The 18,123-nt window shown below is 73.0% G+C and carries 12 protein-coding genes; 5 read left to right on the top strand and 7 right to left on the bottom strand.

Translation table 11 applies throughout. The features are described from left to right. Positions 1-117: 117 nt before the first annotated feature. Together ACN27A_RS01835 and ACN27A_RS01830 are read right to left on the bottom strand one after the other, a co-directional pair. Positions 118-471, bottom strand: a complete 354-nt coding sequence (locus ACN27A_RS01835) for a nuclear transport factor 2 family protein (RefSeq protein WP_357577433.1) — start codon at positions 469-471, stop codon at positions 118-120. A 104-nt stretch (positions 472-575) separates the two neighbouring features. Beyond that, on the bottom strand, positions 576-1,124 hold the full coding sequence (locus ACN27A_RS01830; RefSeq protein ID WP_421449302.1) for a YciI family protein: 549 nt from the start codon (positions 1,122-1,124) through the stop codon (positions 576-578). Positions 1,125-1,223: 99 nt separating this feature from the next. On the opposite strand from ACN27A_RS01830, the gene ACN27A_RS01825 reads away from it, so the two are divergent. Next, complete coding sequence (locus tag ACN27A_RS01825; RefSeq protein WP_421449300.1) at positions 1,224-2,099, top strand: alpha/beta hydrolase; 876 nt, start codon at positions 1,224-1,226, stop codon at positions 2,097-2,099. Between the two features lie 82 nt (positions 2,100-2,181). Here ACN27A_RS01825 and treZ read toward each other — a convergent pair whose 3' ends face one another. The 3 genes from treZ to glgX are packed head-to-tail and all read right to left on the bottom strand — an operon-like array spanning position 2,182 to position 8,352. Beyond that, entirely contained in the window at positions 2,182-3,915 is a 1,734-nt protein-coding gene (gene treZ, locus ACN27A_RS01820) for a malto-oligosyltrehalose trehalohydrolase (RefSeq protein ID WP_421449297.1), read from the bottom strand. Next, entirely contained in the window at positions 3,912-6,233 is a 2,322-nt protein-coding gene (gene treY, locus ACN27A_RS01815; RefSeq protein WP_421449294.1) for a malto-oligosyltrehalose synthase, read from the bottom strand. Before treY ends, treZ begins: the two co-directional genes overlap by 4 nt. A gap of 1 nt (position 6,234) precedes the next feature. Then, positions 6,235-8,352: a glycogen debranching protein GlgX gene (gene glgX, locus ACN27A_RS01810; RefSeq protein ID WP_421458347.1), complete on the bottom strand. Its 2,118-nt coding sequence runs from the start codon at positions 8,350-8,352 to the stop codon at positions 6,235-6,237. 305 nt (positions 8,353-8,657) lie between these two features. Between glgX and ACN27A_RS01805 the strand changes: the two genes are divergently transcribed. The 4 genes from ACN27A_RS01805 to ACN27A_RS01790 all read left to right on the top strand — a co-directional run bounded on the left by ACN27A_RS01805 (position 8,658) and on the right by ACN27A_RS01790 (position 14,075). Beyond that, the gene (locus ACN27A_RS01805; protein WP_421449292.1) at positions 8,658-9,323 is read left to right on the top strand and encodes a response regulator transcription factor; all 666 of its coding nucleotides are present in this window, start codon (positions 8,658-8,660) and stop codon (positions 9,321-9,323) included. Positions 9,324-9,474: 151 nt separating this feature from the next. Beyond that, positions 9,475-11,595 carry a M14 family zinc carboxypeptidase gene (locus ACN27A_RS01800; RefSeq protein ID WP_421449290.1) on the top strand — a complete coding sequence of 707 codons (2,121 nt, stop codon included), beginning with the start codon at positions 9,475-9,477 and terminating at the stop codon, positions 11,593-11,595. A gap of 88 nt (positions 11,596-11,683) precedes the next feature. Then, positions 11,684-12,358 carry a fasciclin domain-containing protein gene (locus ACN27A_RS01795; protein ID WP_421449288.1) on the top strand — a complete coding sequence of 225 codons (675 nt, stop codon included), beginning with the start codon at positions 11,684-11,686 and terminating at the stop codon, positions 12,356-12,358. 322 nt (positions 12,359-12,680) lie between these two features. Continuing rightward, positions 12,681-14,075, top strand: a complete 1,395-nt coding sequence (locus tag ACN27A_RS01790; RefSeq protein WP_421449286.1) for a glycosyltransferase family 4 protein — start codon at positions 12,681-12,683, stop codon at positions 14,073-14,075. Between the two features lie 137 nt (positions 14,076-14,212). Here ACN27A_RS01790 and ACN27A_RS01785 read toward each other — a convergent pair whose 3' ends face one another. Continuing rightward, positions 14,213-15,496, bottom strand: a complete 1,284-nt coding sequence (locus ACN27A_RS01785) for a citrate synthase (RefSeq protein WP_357580978.1) — start codon at positions 15,494-15,496, stop codon at positions 14,213-14,215. A gap of 592 nt (positions 15,497-16,088) precedes the next feature. Continuing rightward, positions 16,089-18,116 carry a sulfatase-like hydrolase/transferase gene (locus ACN27A_RS01780; protein ID WP_421458346.1) on the bottom strand — a complete coding sequence of 676 codons (2,028 nt, stop codon included), beginning with the start codon at positions 18,114-18,116 and terminating at the stop codon, positions 16,089-16,091. Between the last annotated feature and the right edge of the window lie 7 nt (positions 18,117-18,123).

Genomic DNA, 18,123 nt, shown 5'->3' with positions numbered 1-18,123 from the left:
ACCCGCAGCCCGGCAGACCGACGCCGCTCCGGCATCGCTAACCTCCACCACATCATCCTCGCCGGCTGACCACCGGCCCGATGCCGGGCAACGCCTTCACCAGTTACGAGACGTCCCTCAGACCGGGACGAAGGTGGCGGCCAACACCCGCCAGTTGCCGTCCTCACGCACCCAGAGTCGGGTGTAGCGCAACCGCGCGGACATGGCGGCACCGCCCTGAACGGCATCCACCGCAGCGACCATGCGAGTCACCCCGGTCTGACCGTCTTCCTGGACGTCGAGCGACTCCTCCACCAGGCTGGTGATTCGCAGTGCACCGGAGCGGTAGCCCTCCAAGTCGTCTTCCTTCGTGAAGACCGTGCCGTCCGGTCCGGCACCCACGACCTGCGGGTGCAGTAGCGCGTCGAGGGACTCGACGTCGGCGGCGCGCTGGGCGGCTTGGAGTTGCCGTTCCGCGGTGAGGAGATCCATCCACCGATCCTCCGCAGCGCGCCCCAGCAAGACAAGCGGGTTCGCTCGCGGCAGAACGGCGTCGTCAGCCTACCGCCGCCGAGCAGAGGGCGGCACCCATAGGGTCACGGTCGTCCGCCGAACGCCCACGCGTGGACCTCGATCTCGGCGTACCGGTCCGGGGTCAGCACGGCACGCGCCCCGTCCGGGTGCTCCGCACGGACCAGCGCCGCCGTGCCCAGCCACCTGACGCCGTCGTCCGACAGCAGCGGCCCGTACGCGGTCAACCCGTCCCGGTCCGCGCTCACGTCCAGGTCGGCGGCCTCCCCCGCCCCGAGGCCGAGCACCAGGAACCGGTCACCACCCGTCCGGCCGCCCGGGAAGTCCCACATGGTGCGCCCCAGCGTGTTGCGCCACCGGCGCAGCAGCACGTCCCGGTACGCGCCGGCCTGGCAGTTGGGCTCGTCGAAGGCGAACGCCCGGGCGGCGGCGGGATCGGGCAGGTCGACGATGTGCACGCTGCCGGTCGGCGTCTTCCCGTCAGTGGCGAACGTCGGTCCACGGGCGATCATCCGCTCCGCGTACCGGTCCATGTAGGACCAGTGCTCCTCGCGCAGCTCCTTGCGCAGAGCCAGGGAGTCGCGCCGGTCGCGGTGGTAGCAGAAGTACTCCATACCGCAGATCCTGACGCCGGTGCCGAGGACCGGGGCGGGTGGGGCCGCTTCCCGCGTGTGGCGCCCGTTCTGTCACCCGTCGGTCGTACGCTCGCCGGCATGACGACGATGGAGACCCACACCCTCGCCGCGCCCGGCGTCGACCTGGTCTACGACGTGCGCAGTCCACTGTCGGCCTCCGGCGGGCACCGCACGCTGCTCATGATCGGTCAACCGATGACGGCGGAGGGCTTCAACGCGCTCGCGACCCACTTCACCGACCGGACGGTCGTCACCTACGACCCGCGCGGCCTGGGCCGCAGCGTGCGCAGCGACGGGCGGTCGGACCACACGCCGCAGCAGCAGGCGGCCGACCTGCACCTGCTGATCGAGGCGCTCGGCGCGGCTCCGGTCGACATGTTCGCCAGCAGCGGCGGGGCGGTGACCGCGCTGGAGCTGGTCGCGTCCCACCCCGGCGACGTGGCGACGCTGGTGGCGCACGAGCCGCCGATCAACACCGTGCTGCCCGACGCCGCGGCGGCCGAGCGCGCCCAGGCCGCCGTCCACGAGGCGTACCAGGCGAAGGGCATGGGCGCGGGCATGGCCGCCTTCATGGCGTTGGTCTCCTGGCGGGGCGAGTTCACCGACGCCTACTTCGCCCAGCCCACGCCCGACCCGGCGGCGTTCGGCCTGCCGCCCGAGGACGACGGCTCCCGCGACGACCCGCTGCTGTCGAGAGCCTCGGGGACGGTCACCGACTACCGGCCCGACGTGGCGGCGCTCACGGCGGCGCCGACCCGGGTCGTGATCGCGGTCGGCGAGGAGACGGAAGGGACCTACACGGCGCGTACGGCCGTAGCCACCGCGGCGCTGCTCGGCCAGGAGGCCGTGGTGTTCCCGAGCCACCACGGCGGCTTCCTCGACGGCGAGTTCGGCTACGCGGGCAAGCCCGCCGAGTTCGCGGCCCGGCTGCGCGAGGTGCTGGACGCCGACTGACCACCGCCGACGGCGCGGGCGGGCCGGTCGCCGCCGGCAGCCGCCACCGCGCTGCCGGCGGCGAAGCGACGTCGGGCGCCGCTCAGAGCGCCACGATCGCCGCAGTCTCGGCCGGCAGCTCGATGCGGTCGCGCATCACCGTGACCCCCTCCCCCGTCGCGAGCAGCACCCGGCGCGCCACCCCCGGCAGCGTGATCCGCTGCGGCTTGGCGGCCAGGTTCGCCGCCACGAGGGTCCCGCCCCGGCGCATCACCAGGAACTGGTCGCCGGGGCGTACGTCCACGGCGTGCAGCCTCGGGTCGGACAGGTCGGGGCGGCTCTTGCGCAGCGCGATGAGCCGCTTGTGGAACTCGTACATCTCGCGGTGTTCGGGTTTGTCCAGCTCGGCCCAGTCGAGCCGGGAGCGGACGAAGGTCTGCGGGTCCTGCGGGTCCGGCACGTCGCCCTCCGGCCAGCCGTGCGCGGCGAACTCCCGCTTGCGCCCGGTGGCGACGGCGGTCGCCAGCTCCGGCTCGGGGTGGCTGGTGAAGAACTGCCACGGGGTGCTGGCGGCCCACTCCTCCCCCATGAACAGCATCGGGGTGAACGGGGCGGTGAACAGCAGCGTCGCGCCGACGCGCAGCAGTCCCGGGGAGAGGGTGGCGGAGATCCGGTCGCCGGTGGCCCGGTTGCCGATCTGGTCGTGGTTCTGCAGGTACGCGACGAAGCGGTGGCCGGGGGTGCGCTGCCGGTCCACCGGCCGGCCGTGGTGGCGGTTGCGGAAGCTGGACCAGGTGCCGGCGTGGAAGAAGCCGCCGGTGAGCACCTCGGTGAGGCATTCCAGCGAGCCGAAGTCGCCGTAGTAGCCCTGCCGCTCGCCGGTGAGCAGGGTGTGCAGGGCGTGGTGGGCGTCGTCGTTCCACTGGGCGTGCAGGCCGAAGCCGCCGGCCTCCCGGGGCGTGATCAGCCGGGGGTCGTTGAGGTCGGACTCGGCGATCAGCGACAGCGGCCGGCCGAGGTGGGTGGCGAGTGCCTCGACCTCGATCGCGACCTCCTCCAGCCATCCGGTGGCGCGGGAGTCGGGCATGGCGTGCACGGCGTCGAGCCGCAGGCCGTCGACGTGGTAGTCGCGCAGCCACATGAGGATGCTGTCGACGATGTAGCGGCGCACGCCGTCGGAGTGCGGTCCGTCGAGGTTGACGGTGCGGCCCCAGGTGTTGCTCTGCTCGGTGAGGTACGGCGCGAACATCGGCGCGTAGGCCCCGGAGGGCCCGAAATGGTTGTAGACGACGTCGAGGATCACCCCCAGGCCCTTGGCGTGGGCGGCGTCGACCAGCCGTTTCAGGCCGTCCGGCCCGCCGTAGGGCTGGTGCGGGGCATACCAGCAGACCCCGTCGTAGCCCCAGTTGTGCTCGCCGTTGAAGGCGTTGACGGGCAGCAGCTCGATCATGTCGACGCCGAGGTCGACGAGGTGGTCGAGGCGGCCGATGGCGGCGTCGAAGGTGCCCTCGGGGGTGAAGGTGCCGACGTGCAGCTCGTAGAGGACGGCGCCGGGGAGCTGCCGGCCGGTCCAGGCCTGGTCGGTCCACTCGAACGCCGCGTGGTCGTAGCGCCGGCTCGGCCCGTGCACGCCCTCCGGCTGCCAGGGCGAGCGGGGGTCGGGCAGCGCCCGCTCGTCGTCGTCGAGCAGGAAGGCGTAGTCGGTGCCGGGGCCGGCGGCGGGCACCTCGACCCGCCACCAGCCGTCCGGGCCGGAGCGCATCTCGTGGTCGGCGACGCCCGGCAGGCGCAGCCGGACGCGGGCGGCCTGCGGCGCCCACACCGTGAACTCGGTCATGAAGCCTCCACGGACTCGGTGGTGGGAGCCAGCAGCGCGACGGGGTAGGTGGCCAGCAGGTCGGCCAGCGGGGTCTGCCCGCCACTGTAGGACCGGCCCGTGAACAGGTCGGTCACCTCGTGAACGGGAAGTGACAGGGTCGTGTCGCCCCAGCCGCCGGCGCGTGCCAGCCCGAGCGGCAGGCGGGTGGCGACGGCGACGGCGCCGCCCCGGTCGAAGGCGAGCGCGTGCCGCCCGGCGCGTCCGTGGGCCGGCACCGGCCGGTAGCCGGTGAACAGCTCCGGGCGGTCGCGGCGCAGCCGCAGGGTCCGCGACACCACGAGCAGCTTCGCCGCGCCGCCGGCGTCCACCGGCGGGGGCGGGCCGGCGTCGAGGCGGGCCAGCAGCTCCCGGCGTACGGCGAAGTCGACCGGGCGGCGGTTGTCGGGGTCGACAAGCGAGTTGTCCCACAGCTCGGTGCCCTGGTAGGTGTCGGGCACCCCGGGCATGGCGAGCTGCACGAGCTTCTGCCCGAGCGAGTTGGACCAGCCGACGGGGGCGATCTCGTCGGCGAAGGCGGTCAGCTCGGCGTGCAGCTGCGCGTCGTCGTACATCGCGTCGACCACGTCGTGCATGGCCCGCTCGAAAACGGGGTCGGGGTCGGCCCAGCTCGTCGACGCCGACGCCTCCCGGGCGGCCTTCTCGACGTACGCGTGCAGCCGCTCCCGTTCGATCGGCCAGGCGCCGACGGCGGTCTGCCATAGCAGGTGCGCGAAGGCCGGGTCGGGCAGCGGCGCGCGGGCCGTCCACCGGGCGACGAGGTCGGCCCAGCGCCCCGGCAGCTCGCTGAGCACGGCGAGGCGGGCCCGGACGTCCTCGGAGCGCTTGGTGTCGTGGGTGGAGAGCGTGGTCATGCTCGCCGGCCAGCGCTCCTGCCGGGCGGCGGCGAAGCGGTGGAACTCGGCCGGCGGCACGCCGAAGTGCGCGGGGCTGCCGCCGACCTCGTTGAGCGCGACGAAGCGGCTCCACCGGTAGAAGGCGGTGTCCTCCACGCCCTTGGCCATGACCGCGCCGGTGAGCTGCGGGAAGCGCTTCGCCAGCTCGTCGTCGGGGTCGCGCAGCCGGCGGGTGAGCGCGTCCAGCACGGCGGTCAGGTCGGGGCGGCGGCGGCCGGCCTCGGCGCGGGCGGCGGCCAGGTGCCGGGCGCCGTGCGGCGGGTAGCCCCGGTAGACCGGGAACGCGGCGGCCAGCTCGGCCAGCGCCGTGCGGGCGGCGGCGGGCTCGACGTCGTCGGCGAGCGCCGCGAGGCGGGTCAGCTCGGCCGACAGCAGGCGGGTGGCCGCGGCGAGCTTGGTGTCGTGGGTGAGGTCCTGCCAGGAGGTGTGCCGGCCGACGAGGTGGGTGTCCAGGGCGGTGAAGTCGCCCTCCGCGTCGGGGTCGACGAAGAGCCCGCAGACGGCGGCGAGGGCGTCGTAGCCGGTGGTGCCCTCCACGGGCCAGTCCGGCAGCTCCTCGCCGTACTCCAGGATCTTCTCCACCACCAGCCACGCGTCGGGCGCGGCGGCGCGCAGCCGGGCCAGGTAGGCCGAGGGGTCGCGCAGCCCGTCCGGGTGGTCGACGCGGATGCCGTCGACCTCGCCGGCCGCCGCCCACCGCAGCACCAGCTCGTGGGTGGCGGCGAAGACCTCCGGGTCCTCCACCCGCAGCCCGGCCAGGTCCGAGACGGCGAAGAACCGGCGGTACGTCAGCTCGGTGTCGCCGCGCCGCCAGGAGACCAGCTCGTAGTGCTGCCGGTCGTGCACCTCGCGGGGGCTGCCGTCTGCGGTGCCGTCGGCGACCGGGAAGCGGTGCTCGTGGTAGCGCAGCTCCCCGTCGGCGAGCTTGAGGTCGTCGAGGGCGTCCGGGGTGTCGGCGAGCACCGGCAGCAGCAGCCGCCCCCGGTCCCAGTCGACGTCGAACCAACCGGCGTACGCCGAGTCGCGGCCCCGGCGCAGCACGTCCCACCAGGCGGGGTTCGCGGCGGGCACGGCCACGCCGGCATGGTTGGGCACGATGTCGACGACCATCCCGAGGCCGGCGGCGCGCAGTGCCCGCAGCAGCCGCTGCCGGGCCGCCTCGCCGCCCAGCTCGGGGTTGACGGCGCGGTGGTCGACCACGTCGTAGCCGTGCGCGGAGCCGGGGGTGGCGGTGAGCAGGGGCGCGCTGTAGAGGTGCGTGACGCCGAGGCCGGCCAGGTAGTCGGCCAGCTCGGCGGTGGCGTCCAGGTCGAAGCCGGGGCGGACCTGCACCCGGTAGGTGGTGCCCACCCGGGGCGCGTCGGGTCGAGGGGTGCTCGACATGTCAGGCCTTCCTCTCCAGCACCACCACGCACCGGTCGGGCACGCAGAGGGTGCCGCCCGCCTCGACGACCGTGGTCTTCTCCGGTTCCGGTTCCGCGGTGCTGATCACCACCTCCCAGCGCGGCCCGAACTCGGGGCCGGGCACGGTGAAGTCCAGCGGGGCGTCGTGGGCGTTGAAGCAGAGCAGGAAGGAGGCGTCCACGTGGCGCTGGCCGTACTGGCCGCGTTCGCGGATGCCCTCGCCGTTGACGAAGAGCGCCACCGAGCGGCCGAAGTCGTTGCCCCAGTCCTCGCCGGTCATCTCCCGCCCGTCGGGGGTGTACCAGGCCAGGTCCGGCAGGGGCTCGTCGACCAGCCGGGAACGCACCGGCAGGCCGGTGAAGAAGCGCCGCCGGCGGAACACCTGGTGGCGGCGGCGGAAGTCGACCAGCTTGCGGGTGAACTCCAGCAGGTCGGTGTCGGCGTCGTCCCAGTCGACCCAGGCCAGCTCGCTGTCCTGGCAGTAGGCGTTGTTGTTGCCCCGCTGGGTGCGGCCCAGCTCGTCGCCGTGGCCGATCATCGGCACGCCCTGCGACAGCACGAGGGTGGCCAGGAAGTTGCGCCGCTGGCGGGCCCGCAGGGCGCGTACCGCCTCGTCGTCGGTGTCGCCCTCGACGCCGCAGTTCCAGGACCGGTTGTGGCTCTCGCCGTCGCGGTTCTCCTCGCCGTTGGCCTCGTTGTGCTTGTCGTTGTACGACACCAGGTCGCGCAGCGTGAACCCGTCGTGGCAGGTGACGAAGTTGATGCTGTGGAACGGGCGGCGCCCGTCGTCCTGGTAGAGGTCGGCGGAGCCGGAGATGCGGGAGGCGAACTCGGCGAGGGTGGCCGGTTCGCCGCGCCAGAAGTCGCGCACGGTGTCGCGGTACTTGCCGTTCCACTCGGTCCACACCGGCGGGAAGTTGCCCACCTGGTAGCCACCCGGCCCGACGTCCCACGGCTCGGCGATGAGCTTGACCTGGCTGACCACGGGGTCCTGCTGCACCACCTCGAAGAAGGTGGAGAGGCGGTCGACCTCGTAGAACTCGCGGGCGAGGGTGGCGGCGAGGTCGAAGCGGAACCCGTCGACGTGCATCTCGGTCACCCAGTACCGCAGCGAGTCCATGATCAGCTGGAGCGAGTGCGGGCTGCGTACGTTGAGGCTGTTGCCGGTGCCGGTGTAGTCGACGTAGTAGCGGCGGTCCTCCTCGCTCAGCCGGTAGTAGCTGGGGTTGTCGACGCCCTTGAAGCTCAGCGTCGGGCCGAGGTGGTTGCCCTCGGCGGTGTGGTTGTAGACCACGTCGAGGATGACCTCGATGCCGGCGGCGTGCAGCGCCTTGACCATGCCCCGGAACTCCTGCACCTGCTGGCCGAGGTGCCCGAGCGCCGAGTAGCCGTGGTGCGGGGCGAAGAAGCCGATGGTGTTGTAGCCCCAGTAGTTGCGCAGCCCCATGTCGACCAGCCGGTGGTCGTGCACGAACTGGTGCACCGGCATCAGCTCGACGGCGGTCACGCCGAGCTTCGTCAGGTGCTCGATCATCGGCGGGGAGGCGAGGCCGGCGTACGTGCCGCGCAGCTCGTCGGGGATGTCCGGGTGGCGCATCGTCAGGCCGCGCACGTGGGCCTCGTAGATCACCGAGTGGTGGTACGGGATGCGGGGCGGGGAGTCGTTGCCCCAGTCGAAGTACGGGTTCACCACCACCGACTTCGGCATGAACGGCGCCGAGTCGCATGTGTTCATCCGCTCCGGGTCGCCGTGCTCGTAGTCGTAGACGGCCGGGTCCCACCGCACGTCGCCGTCGATCGCCTTGGCGTACGGATCGAGCAGCAGCTTGGCCGGGTTGCAGCGCAGCCCGTTCGCCGGGTCGTACGGGCCGTGCACGCGGTAGCCGTAGCGCTGCCCCGGCTCGATGCCGGGGATGTACGCGTGCCAGACGTACGCGTCGACCTCGCGCAGCTCGACCCGCCGCTCGGCCCCGGTGTCCCACTCGTCGAACAGGCACAGCTCGACCCGCTCGGCCACCTCGGAGAAGATGGCGAAGTTGGTGCCCATCCCGTCGTAGGTGGCCCCCAGGGGGTACCGCTCACCCGGCCAGACCTGCATGTCGCTCCCTTTGCGCAAGATCATGAGCGCGCACCGCACCATGAGCGCACCACACGACGGGGCCGGGTGGCGCGCGTGCGGGTATTGCCCCACGCGCTCCGCCGCCAATCCACCCGATCGGAGGATGACCGTAATGCACCCGGCTGGTAGCGGGTGGACGTTTCGACGCCCCGGGTCACCGTGGCCCGCTGTCGGTCCGGAACGGATCATGCTTGCGGTCACCATCTTGTGTCCGCACTGGTCAAGTCGATGATCATCGGACAGACTCGCAGGATCCGGCGGGGGACGAGGTCCGGGGGGTGTGCGTGCGGGTGCTCCTGGTCGAAGACGACCTACGCGTGGCGTCTGCCCTCGCCAAGGCGCTGCGCCGTCGGGGACACGAGGTGGTGTCGGCGCTGACGGCCGCCGAGGCGATCCGGGCCGACGCCGTCGACCTGGTCCTGCTGGACCTCAACCTGCCCGACCGCGACGGCCTGGAGGTCTGCCGGCGGCTGCGGCAGGTCGACGAGGATGTCGCGATCATCGCGGTCAGCGCCCGCGCCGAGGAGTACGACCGGGTGGCCGGCCTGCGTGCCGGCGCCGACGACTACGTCGTCAAGCCGTTCTCGATGGTGGAGTTGCAGGCCCGCATCGAGGCGGTCATGCGGCGCACCGCCCGCAGCACCCGGGGCACCCGCAGCACCGGCGAGTTGCGGGCCGGCAGGCTGCGCATCGACGTGCACGCCCGGCAGGTCTGGGTGGGCGACCGGGAGGTCAACCTCGCCCGCAAGGAGTTCGACCTGCTGGTGGCGCTCGCCCGGCAGGCCGGCACGGTGGTGCCCAGGGACCGGTTGCAGCTGGACGTCTGGCAGACCACCTGGGGCACCCGGCACAACCTCGACGTGCACGTCGCGGCCCTGCGGGGCAAGCTCGACGACGCCGGCATGGTCGAGACGGTGCGCGGCGTCGGCTACCGGCTGCGCACCGGATGAGGACCCTCGGTGACCTGAACCGCGACCCACGTCCCGGTTACCGCGTCGGGAATCTCAGGTGATCCTCAAGAATCGCAGGCCGCCCGCCACCGGTGGGCCGAGTACGGGTGTGCTGGGCGCACCCAGCCATCCCTCCTGTTTGGAGATCCTTTTGAGATACAGACGGACAACGGCCGGTGTGTTCTCCGCGCTGCTCGCCGCCGCCCTCGTGGCGACGGCGGTGCCCGCGCAGGCGCAGGGGCAGCCGAGCGCGGCCCTGCAGCAGGCGGAGCCGAACCAGGTGCAGGGCCTCACGGTCGTGCAGGGTGACGGGTACGCCACGCTGGCGTGGACCCGGGTGGAAGGGGCCACCGACTACCAGATCGAGCGGACCCCGCTCGCCGCGGACGGCACGCCCGGCACGCCGGTCATCGCCGGCGTGTGGCGCCCGAACCGGCAGGTCAACAACGACGAGCCGACCTTCGCCGACGCCGGCTTCGCCCCTGGAAACGGCTTCCAGTGGCGGGTACGGGCCCGCTTCGGCACCGAGGTCCAGCCCTACTCGGCGCCGGTCAGCGGCACCACCCGCGGCCACTGGGGCGACCCGGGCACCCCGGGTGAGAACCTGCGCACCCAGTGGGAGGAGACGCTGGGCGCGCAGTACACGAGCGACGTCAACGAGTACGCGTACACCGCCGCGCTCGACGGGGCCAGCGAGCGGGTCCGCGTCGTCGAGATCGGCCGTACCGTCCTGAACCGGCCGATCAACATGCTGGTCATCGGCTACCCCCGGCCGGCGGCGACGCCGGAGGCGGTGGCCGCGACCAACCCGCTGATGGTCAACTGCAACGTGCACGGCAACGAGCCGGGTGACCGTGAGGCCTGCCTGATCATGGCCCGGCAGCTCGCCTTCACCAAGGACGCCAAGACCCTCGACCTGCTGTCGAAGACCACCATGCTCATCGTGCCGACGCTCAACGGCGACGGGCGGGCGGCCAACTCCCGGGGCAACTCCACCGGCCAGGACCTCAACCGGGACCACTCGCTGATCCGCCAGCCGGAGACCCGCGCCCTCGCCGAGATGGTGCGCGACTACCGGCCGATCGCCGGCTACGACGGCCACGAGTACGGCAACACCAACACCGGTGACCTGCCGATGCTGCCGCCGCGGCACCAGAACGTGGCGCAGGGCATCTTCGACGAGTCGCAGAAGATGATCGAGGGCCACATGTACACCGAGGGCGCCCGGGACGGCTGGTGGGCCTGTCCGTACGGGTGCACCACCGGGGCCAACGTGGGGCTGAGCGAGGAGACCATCCTGCGCAACACCCTCGGCTTGAAGAACGTGGTCAACTCCCTGCTGGAGCTGCGCAGCTCCGGTGGCCCGACGCGGCCCGACGAGTCCAACACCGCGAACAACCGCCGGCGCAAGACCTACTCCGCGCTGTGGACGTTCAACCAGTTCCTCACGTACCACGGCGCCAGCGTCCAGGGCATCACCAAGGCCCGTGCCGAGGGGATCCTGTCGCAGTCCGCCAACGAGGGACGCATCGTGTTCCGGGGCTCCCGCAAGATCGAGGCGTACCCCGCCCCGCACCCGGGTGAGGCCCCGCCGCCCGCGGACGCCCCCACCCCGGAGCGGATCCTCGAGCAGGCGCCGTGCGCGTACCGGCTGACCGAGGAGCAGTACCACGGCGAGCGCACCGACGGCCCGGCCGGCCAGCGCACCACCGTGGCCCAGCGGCTCGCCGCCCACGGCTGGAAGGTGATCAAGGTCGGCGACAGCTACCTGGTTCCGCTGTCCCAGCCGCAGCGGGGCCTGATCCCGCTGCTGCTCGACGAGCAGGCAGTGGAGGGCCTGGTCGCCGGCGAGCGGGTCGCCCCCACCCTGACCGGCACCCGCAACGGCCCGCTGGTCGTCTCCGGCGTCGCCTGCCTCGACGGGGCCACCGTCCGGGGTCCGATCCAGGTGCGTCCCGGCGCGGTGCTGATCGTCAACGGCAGCTCGATCAACGGTCCCGTCGACGCCACGGGCGCCGCCGGGTTCGTCGTGACCGACAGCAAGGTCAACGGTCCGGTGCGCGCCACCGGCACCCAGGGCCCGGTCGTGGTGGTCGGCAACACGCTGACCGGCCCGGTCGGCGTGATCAATGGCAAGGACGTGGCCCCGCTGGTGGCCGGCAACACCGTCAACGGCCCCCTGGACTGCACCGGCAACTCCCCGGCACCGACGAACCTGGAGGTCGCCAACTCCGTGAGTGGTCCGAAGTTCGGCCAGTGCGCCCAGCTCTGACCTGCTGAGTCCCCGCCCGAGGTGCCGGCAGGTCGGCCCACCGCCGACCTGCCGGCACCTGCCGTACCGGTACTGGAGTGGAGAGACCGTGTCCGAGACCCACATCCCCGGCCCCGCGCCCCGGGCCGCCCGCCGTCGGCGGGCGGCGGCCGGGGTGGCCCTGGCCCTCCTGGTCGCGGTGACCGGATGCACCGGCTCGCAGGAGTCCCCCGCCGCGGCGGAGCGCACCGGCGACAGCACGCCGGTCGCGGTCACCGGACCGCTGTGCGACGCGCTGCCCTCGGGGACCGAGCCGGGTAGTCCGGGCTCGCTGGTGGACCGGTCCCCCGCCCAGGCCCTGACCTGGATTCCCGTGCTCACCATGTTCGAGGCGGCGGTGCGGGCCACCGGGATGACCGGGGAGCTGTCCGCCGCGGGCGGGCTGACCATCCTCGCCCCCACCGACGACGCCTTCCGGGCCAGGTTCTCCACCGCCAACCTGGACCACCTGCTGCTCAAGGACACCGCGACGCTGCGCGGGCTGCTGAGGGAGCACCTGGTCGCCGGGGCTCGCCCGGTGGCCGACCTGGCGTCCGCCGGCACCGTCACCACCCTGGCGGGCACCACCCTCGCCGTCGCCCCGGCCGGGTCGGGCGTCCGGCTGGCCGACCGGGCCGAGACGATCTGCGCCGACTACCGGGCCGGCGGCGCCCGGATCCACGTCATCGACAAGGTGCTCGGCAACCTGCCGGAGACCGCCCACGAGGAGGACCACGCCCACTGAGCGGTGCCGCCCGACGGACGGCCGCCGACCCCCTTGTGCGGGGTCGGCGGCCGTCGCCGTCCCCTGGGCGGTCGCCGCAGGTACCGCCGTCTCCTCACCCGCTCGGCCGACGACCGGAATCCACCCGACTGACACGAACCGGCACTTTCAGGTGTCCTCCGTCACCTTGGCCCCTTTCGAGATGCGGGATCGGTCGGGATGCCCTTTGCTTGTTCCCGGGGGCGCGCCCGCGCGTCCCGGCCCGGCCATTCGGCCATCCCCCAGCACCGTTCCGCCGCCACCGTTGCCGGCGCGTCCCACCATGCACGGACGGAGATCGATTGTGACGACCCTGCGGGTCGACGAGCAGCCCACCAGCACCCCGGGCCGGGTCCACCGGCCCACCCTCACCTCCCGGCCCCAGGTCCCGACGCAGGCCGGAACCACGGGCACGCCCCCGCAGAGCCGCCGCATCCTCATGCTCTCCTGGGAGTACCCGCCGGTCCTCGTCGGCGGGCTCGGCCGGCACGTGCACGCCCTCTCCGTCGCCCTGGCCGCCGCCGGCCACGAGGTCACCGTCGTCACCCGACACAGCGAAGGCGCACCCCTCGAGGAGTACGCCGACGGCGTCCGCATCGTCCGCGCCGCCGAAGACCCCGTCACCTTCCCCCTGGCCACCTCCTCCCTGCTCGCCTGGACCATGGCCTTCAACCACACCCTCACCCGCGCCGCCCTACGCGCCACCGAAGCCGGCACCTACGACGTCATCCACGCCCACGACTGGCTCGTCGCCCACACCGCCATGACCCTGCGCGAACACCTCGACATCCCCCTCGTCAGCACCATCCACGCCACCGAGGCCGGCCGACACCAGGGCTGGCTGCCCGAGGAGATGAACCGCACCATCCACGGCGTCGAGCACTGGCTGGCCGGCGAGTCGGGCCGGGTAATCGTCTGCTCCGGCTACATGCGCGACGAGGTGACCGGGCTGTTCGGCGTGCCCGCCGGCCGGGTCGACGTGGTGCCCAACGGCGTGGAGCCGCACCGCTGGCGCGTCCCGGCCGCCGCGGTGGCGCAGGCCCGCGCCCGCTTCGCCGGGGACGGGCCGCTTGTCACCTTCGCCGGCCGGCTGGTCTACGAGAAGGGCGTGCAGCACCTGATCGCCGGGCTGCCCCGGCTGCGCGAGCGGCACCCCGGGCTGCGCGCCGTCATCGTCGGCGACGGGCCGTACCGCGGCGAGTTGGAGGCCGAGGTGCACCGCCTGGGTCTCGGCGGCACGGTCAGCCTGCCGGGCTTCCTCGGCGGCACCGACCTGCCCGCCGTGATGGCCGCGTCGGACTGCTTCGCCGTGCCGAGCATCTACGAGCCGTTCGGCATGGTGGCCCTGGAGGGCGCCGCCGCCGGCGCGCCCCTGGCCGTCGCCGCGACCGGCGGGCTCGCCGAGATCGTCGAGCCCGGGGTGACCGGGATGACCTTCCGGCCGCACGACCCGGACGGGCTGACCGACGCGATCGACGCGCTGCTGTCGGACCGGGAGCGGGCCCGTCAGCTCGCCCGCCGGGCCCGCGTCATGGTGCACGAGCGCTACGGCTGGTCGGCCATCGCGCAGCGTACGGCCACCGCCTACGCGACCGCGATCGCCACCGCCGCGTCGTTCGCCGCCGAGCGGGTGACCCGGGGCCGCGCCGTGCCGTCGATCGCCGAGGGCAACCTGCTCGCCGCCGCCGGCCTCCGCTGACGGGGTAAGGAAGGGCACCTTCCTATCGTTCGGTGCCCTTCCTTACACCCCGTCGGGGGCGACGGCGGGAGTACGACACGACGAAGGCCGCCGACCCACAGCGGGTCGGCGGCCTTCGTCGTCGGTACGGCCGGAACTCAGCGCTCCGAGAACGGGGTGTACGCCCGCTCGGGGGCACCGGTGTAGATCTGCCGCGGGCGGCCGATCTTGGTCTCCGGGTCGTTGATCATCTCGCGCCACTGCGCGATCCAGCCGGGGAGCCGGCCCAGCGCGAAGAGCACCGTGAACATCTTGGTCGGGAAGCCCATGGCCTTGTAGATGAGGCCCGTGTAGAAGTCCACGTTCGGGTAGAGCTTGCGGGAGACGAAGAACTCGTCGGCGAGGGCGATCTCCTCCAGCTGCATGGCGATGTCCAGCAGCGGGTCGGGCTTGGCCATCCGGCCGAGCACGTCCTGGGCCGCCTTCTTCACGATCGCCGCGCGCGGGTCGTAGTTCTTGTAGACCCGGTGGCCGAAGCCCATGAGCTTCACGCCGTCCTGCTTGTCCTTCACCTTGCGTACGAAGGACTGGACGTCGCCGCCGTCGGCCTGGATCTTCTCCAGCATCTCCAGCACGGCCTGGTTGGCGCCGCCGTGCAGCGGACCGAAGAGCGCGTTCACGCCCGCCGAGACCGAGGCGAAGAGGTTGGCGTTGCTGGAGCCGACCAGGCGCACGGTCGAGGTGGAGCAGTTCTGCTCGTGGTCGGCGTGCAGGATGAACAGCATGTCCAGCACCTTGGCCATCACCGGGTCGACCTCGTACGGCTCCGCCGGCACGCCGAAGGTCATCCGCAGGAAGTTCTCCACGTAGCCCAGCGAGTTGTCCGGGTACAGCAGCGGCTGGCCGATCGACTTCTTGTACGCGTACGAGGCGATGGTGGGCACCTTCGCCATCAGCCGCACCGTGGACATCTCGACGTGCGAGGAGTCGAACGGGTCCAGGCTGTCCTGGTAGAAGGTGGAGATGGCGCTGACGGCCGACGAGAGCACGGCCATCGGGTGCGCGTCGCGCGGGAAGCCGTCGAAGAAGCGGCGCATCTCCTCGTGCAGCAGCGAGTGCCGGCGGATCCGCTCGGTGAACTCGGTCAACTGCTGCTGGGTCGGCAGCTCACCGTAGATCAGCAGGTAGGAGACCTCCAGGAAGGAGGACTTCTCCGCGAGCTGCTCGATCGGGTACCCACGGTAACGCAGGATCCCCGCGTCGCCGTCGATGTAGGTGATGTCGGACGAGCAGGCCGCGGTGTTGACGAAACCAGGGTCGTACGTCGTCATCCCGGTTTCCTTCAGCAGCTTGCCCACCCCGATGCCGGCGGGGCCCTCGACCGCGGATTGCACCGGCATCGAAAGCTGCCCACCGGGGTGATCGAGCTTGACTTCCGTCATGGTTCCCTCGCTTCGCCGGCAGATCTGCGTTGAATTGCCTTCGCTTTTACCGTAATCACGGTCGAGGAGATACCGCCCGTCGTGGTTCGACGGTGAGGCATGCGTCACCCGTTTCCCGACCAGCGACCCGGGAAACCCGCGCAATCCGGACGCACAACCGCCAACCAACCCCACCCCGCCCCAGACCACCACCGCGCCGTGCCGCTTCCTCCCACCCCCATCCCGCCCCGCGCCGCTTCCTCCCCACCCCCATCCCGCCCCGCGCCGCCGCCCTGCGCCGCCCCGTTCCGCTACGCCGCCCCGTCCCGTCCCACGCCACGCCGCCGCGCAGCCCCGCGCAGGTTGATCATGAGGTTGGCACCATCGGAAAGCGCGTTCCAGGGCGGTAACCTCATGATCAACCCCGGAGACGACACGCCGCCGCCGACCACGCCCCCGCCGTCGAGCGGCACGTTGTGTGGGGAGCGCGGGCAGGACCGGGCCTGGGCGGTGCCGGACCAGGCCGGATCTGGGCGGAGTGGGACGGGCCGGTGCCGGGTCTGTCGGGGCGGGGCAGGCCCGGGGCGGGGCGGCCGGGGGCGGGGCGAGGGAGTCAGGTGAGGGTGAGGGTGAGGAGGGTGTTGTCGGGGGCCACGCGGTAGACGGTGAGGCGGTTGGCGCCGGCGTGGAAGAGGCGGTCGTCGGCGAGCAGGGCGGCGAAGCGGCGGCCGCCCGCGTCGCGGGGTACCACGGGAACGACCGCGCCGATCCGACCGTTGACGGCTATCGCGAGGGGTGTGCCGTCGGGTACGTCGTCCGGCACGTCGCCCCAGACGGCGGCCGGCAGCCGTCCGGTGTCCGGGTCCACCGCGTCGAACGCGGCCAGGTCGGCGACCCGGGCGGAGCCGCCCGTCGGGCGGTCGCCGACAGCGGTGCCCACCAGCGGGTGGGGCGCGGGCGGCACGATCGGGGCCGGCACGCCGCCCACGACGGGGGTCGGTTGGCCGGGGCGGTCGTAGAAGACCTTGCCCGCCTCGGCGCGCGCGGTCTGCCGGGCGGACCGGCCGTCGACGGGCCCCGGGAGCCGGATGGCTGCCTCGTCGGCGATGGTGGGCAGCAGGTCGACGTGCTGCCAGTTCCGGTCGTCGATCCGGCCGGCGCGCTGGCCGGGGGTCTTGACGAACGTCGGCACCCAGGCGACCTCGTCGGGGGCGGTCCGGATGGCGCCCATGCCCCGGCCCTGGGCGCCGGGGGTGAAGCTGACGCCGTGGTCGGCGGTGACCACCAGCAGGGCCTGGTCGTAGAGGCCGGTGGAGCGCAGGGTACGCAGGGTCTCCCCGATCAGCCGGTCGGTGTAGCCGAGCTGCGCGAGGTGCCGACGGCGGGCCAGCTCCGCCCAGCCGTCGCCGTCGTTCGGCAGGTCCGGCGGGGCGTCGTAGCGCGCCCCCGACGGCAGGTACGCCCACGGCGAGTGGGGCATCAGCAGGTGCAGGAAGTGCAGGGTGGGCCGGGGAGCCGGCCGGAGCCCGGCGAGGAAGCTGGTGAAGCGGGCCGGCTGGTTGTCGTCGAGGCTGTCCCAGCGGAACTTCGGGTCCGCCGGCACCGGCTCGGCGGCGTCGAGGCCCGCCTCCGCGCGGGTCTGCTCGCGGTACGAGTCCTCCGGGTCGACGCGGCTGTCGACCGGGGCGGTGACCTGCCGCAGCAGCCCGCCGGCCTGCCGGATCAGCACGCCCATCCCCTGCTCCGGGCTGATCGGCTGCTCGCAGCGGCTGGGCGGGCAGAGCCGGGTGATGCTCTCCTCGGCGCGGACGTCGTACAGGCCGCCGAGGGCGGTGAAGAGATTGTCCGGGTACTGCGAGTAGTGCGGCGCCACCGCCCGCTGTGGGTAGCGGCCGGTGAGCATGGCCGGCAGCGCGTAGGGCGTCCAGCCGCTGACGCCGGTGGCGTTGCGGTACCAGGTGGAGCCGCCGGCCAGCTCCGCGAAGTGCGGGAACCGGGCGGCGTCGATCCGCCCGTCCGCGCCGAGCAGGGAGACCAGGGGCAGCTCGTCGAGGACCAGCACGACCACCGGCGGGTGGTTGCCGGGCCCGGCAACCCCGGCGGCGCCGCCCTCGCCCCGGGGCAGCACCACCGTGGAGGTGGGCGAGGCGAACACGAACAGCCCCACGAACAGCAGCGGCCCGGCCGCGGCCAGCCGCAGCATCCGCCCGGGCGCGCACCAGCGCCGGTGGGCGGCGGCCCCGGTGGCCCCGGCCACCGCGGCGAGCAGCAGCAGCGGTACGCCCCGCAGCGGCGTACCGTGCCGGCCGACCTGCACGGCCAGCGCGGCGAGCAGCAGGCCGACCAGCAGGGTGTGCGTGGCCGAGCGGGCGGTGCGTCCGGCCAGGCGGGACAGCGCGGCGGGCAGCGCGACGGCGGCGGTGGGCACCAGCGCGACCAACGCCACCAGCAGCATGATCTCCCCACGGTCGGCCCGGTGGAACAGGAAGAAGTCGGGGCTGCGCCCGAGGACGTCCAGCAGCGGCTGGGTGACCACGAGCCCGACGAGCCCCGCCACCTCGGCCAGCCGGCCCAGCTCCGTACGCCAGCCGCCCGCCCAACCACCGGAAACCTGGTCGCCCGACGGCCGCTCGCCCGACACCCGGTCG

Source organism: Micromonospora sp. WMMD737, assembly GCF_049179055.1.
GTDB classification, from domain to species: domain Bacteria; phylum Actinomycetota; class Actinomycetes; order Mycobacteriales; family Micromonosporaceae; genus Micromonospora; species Micromonospora reichwaldensis.
This window is presented reverse-complemented; position numbering and strand designations above follow the sequence as displayed.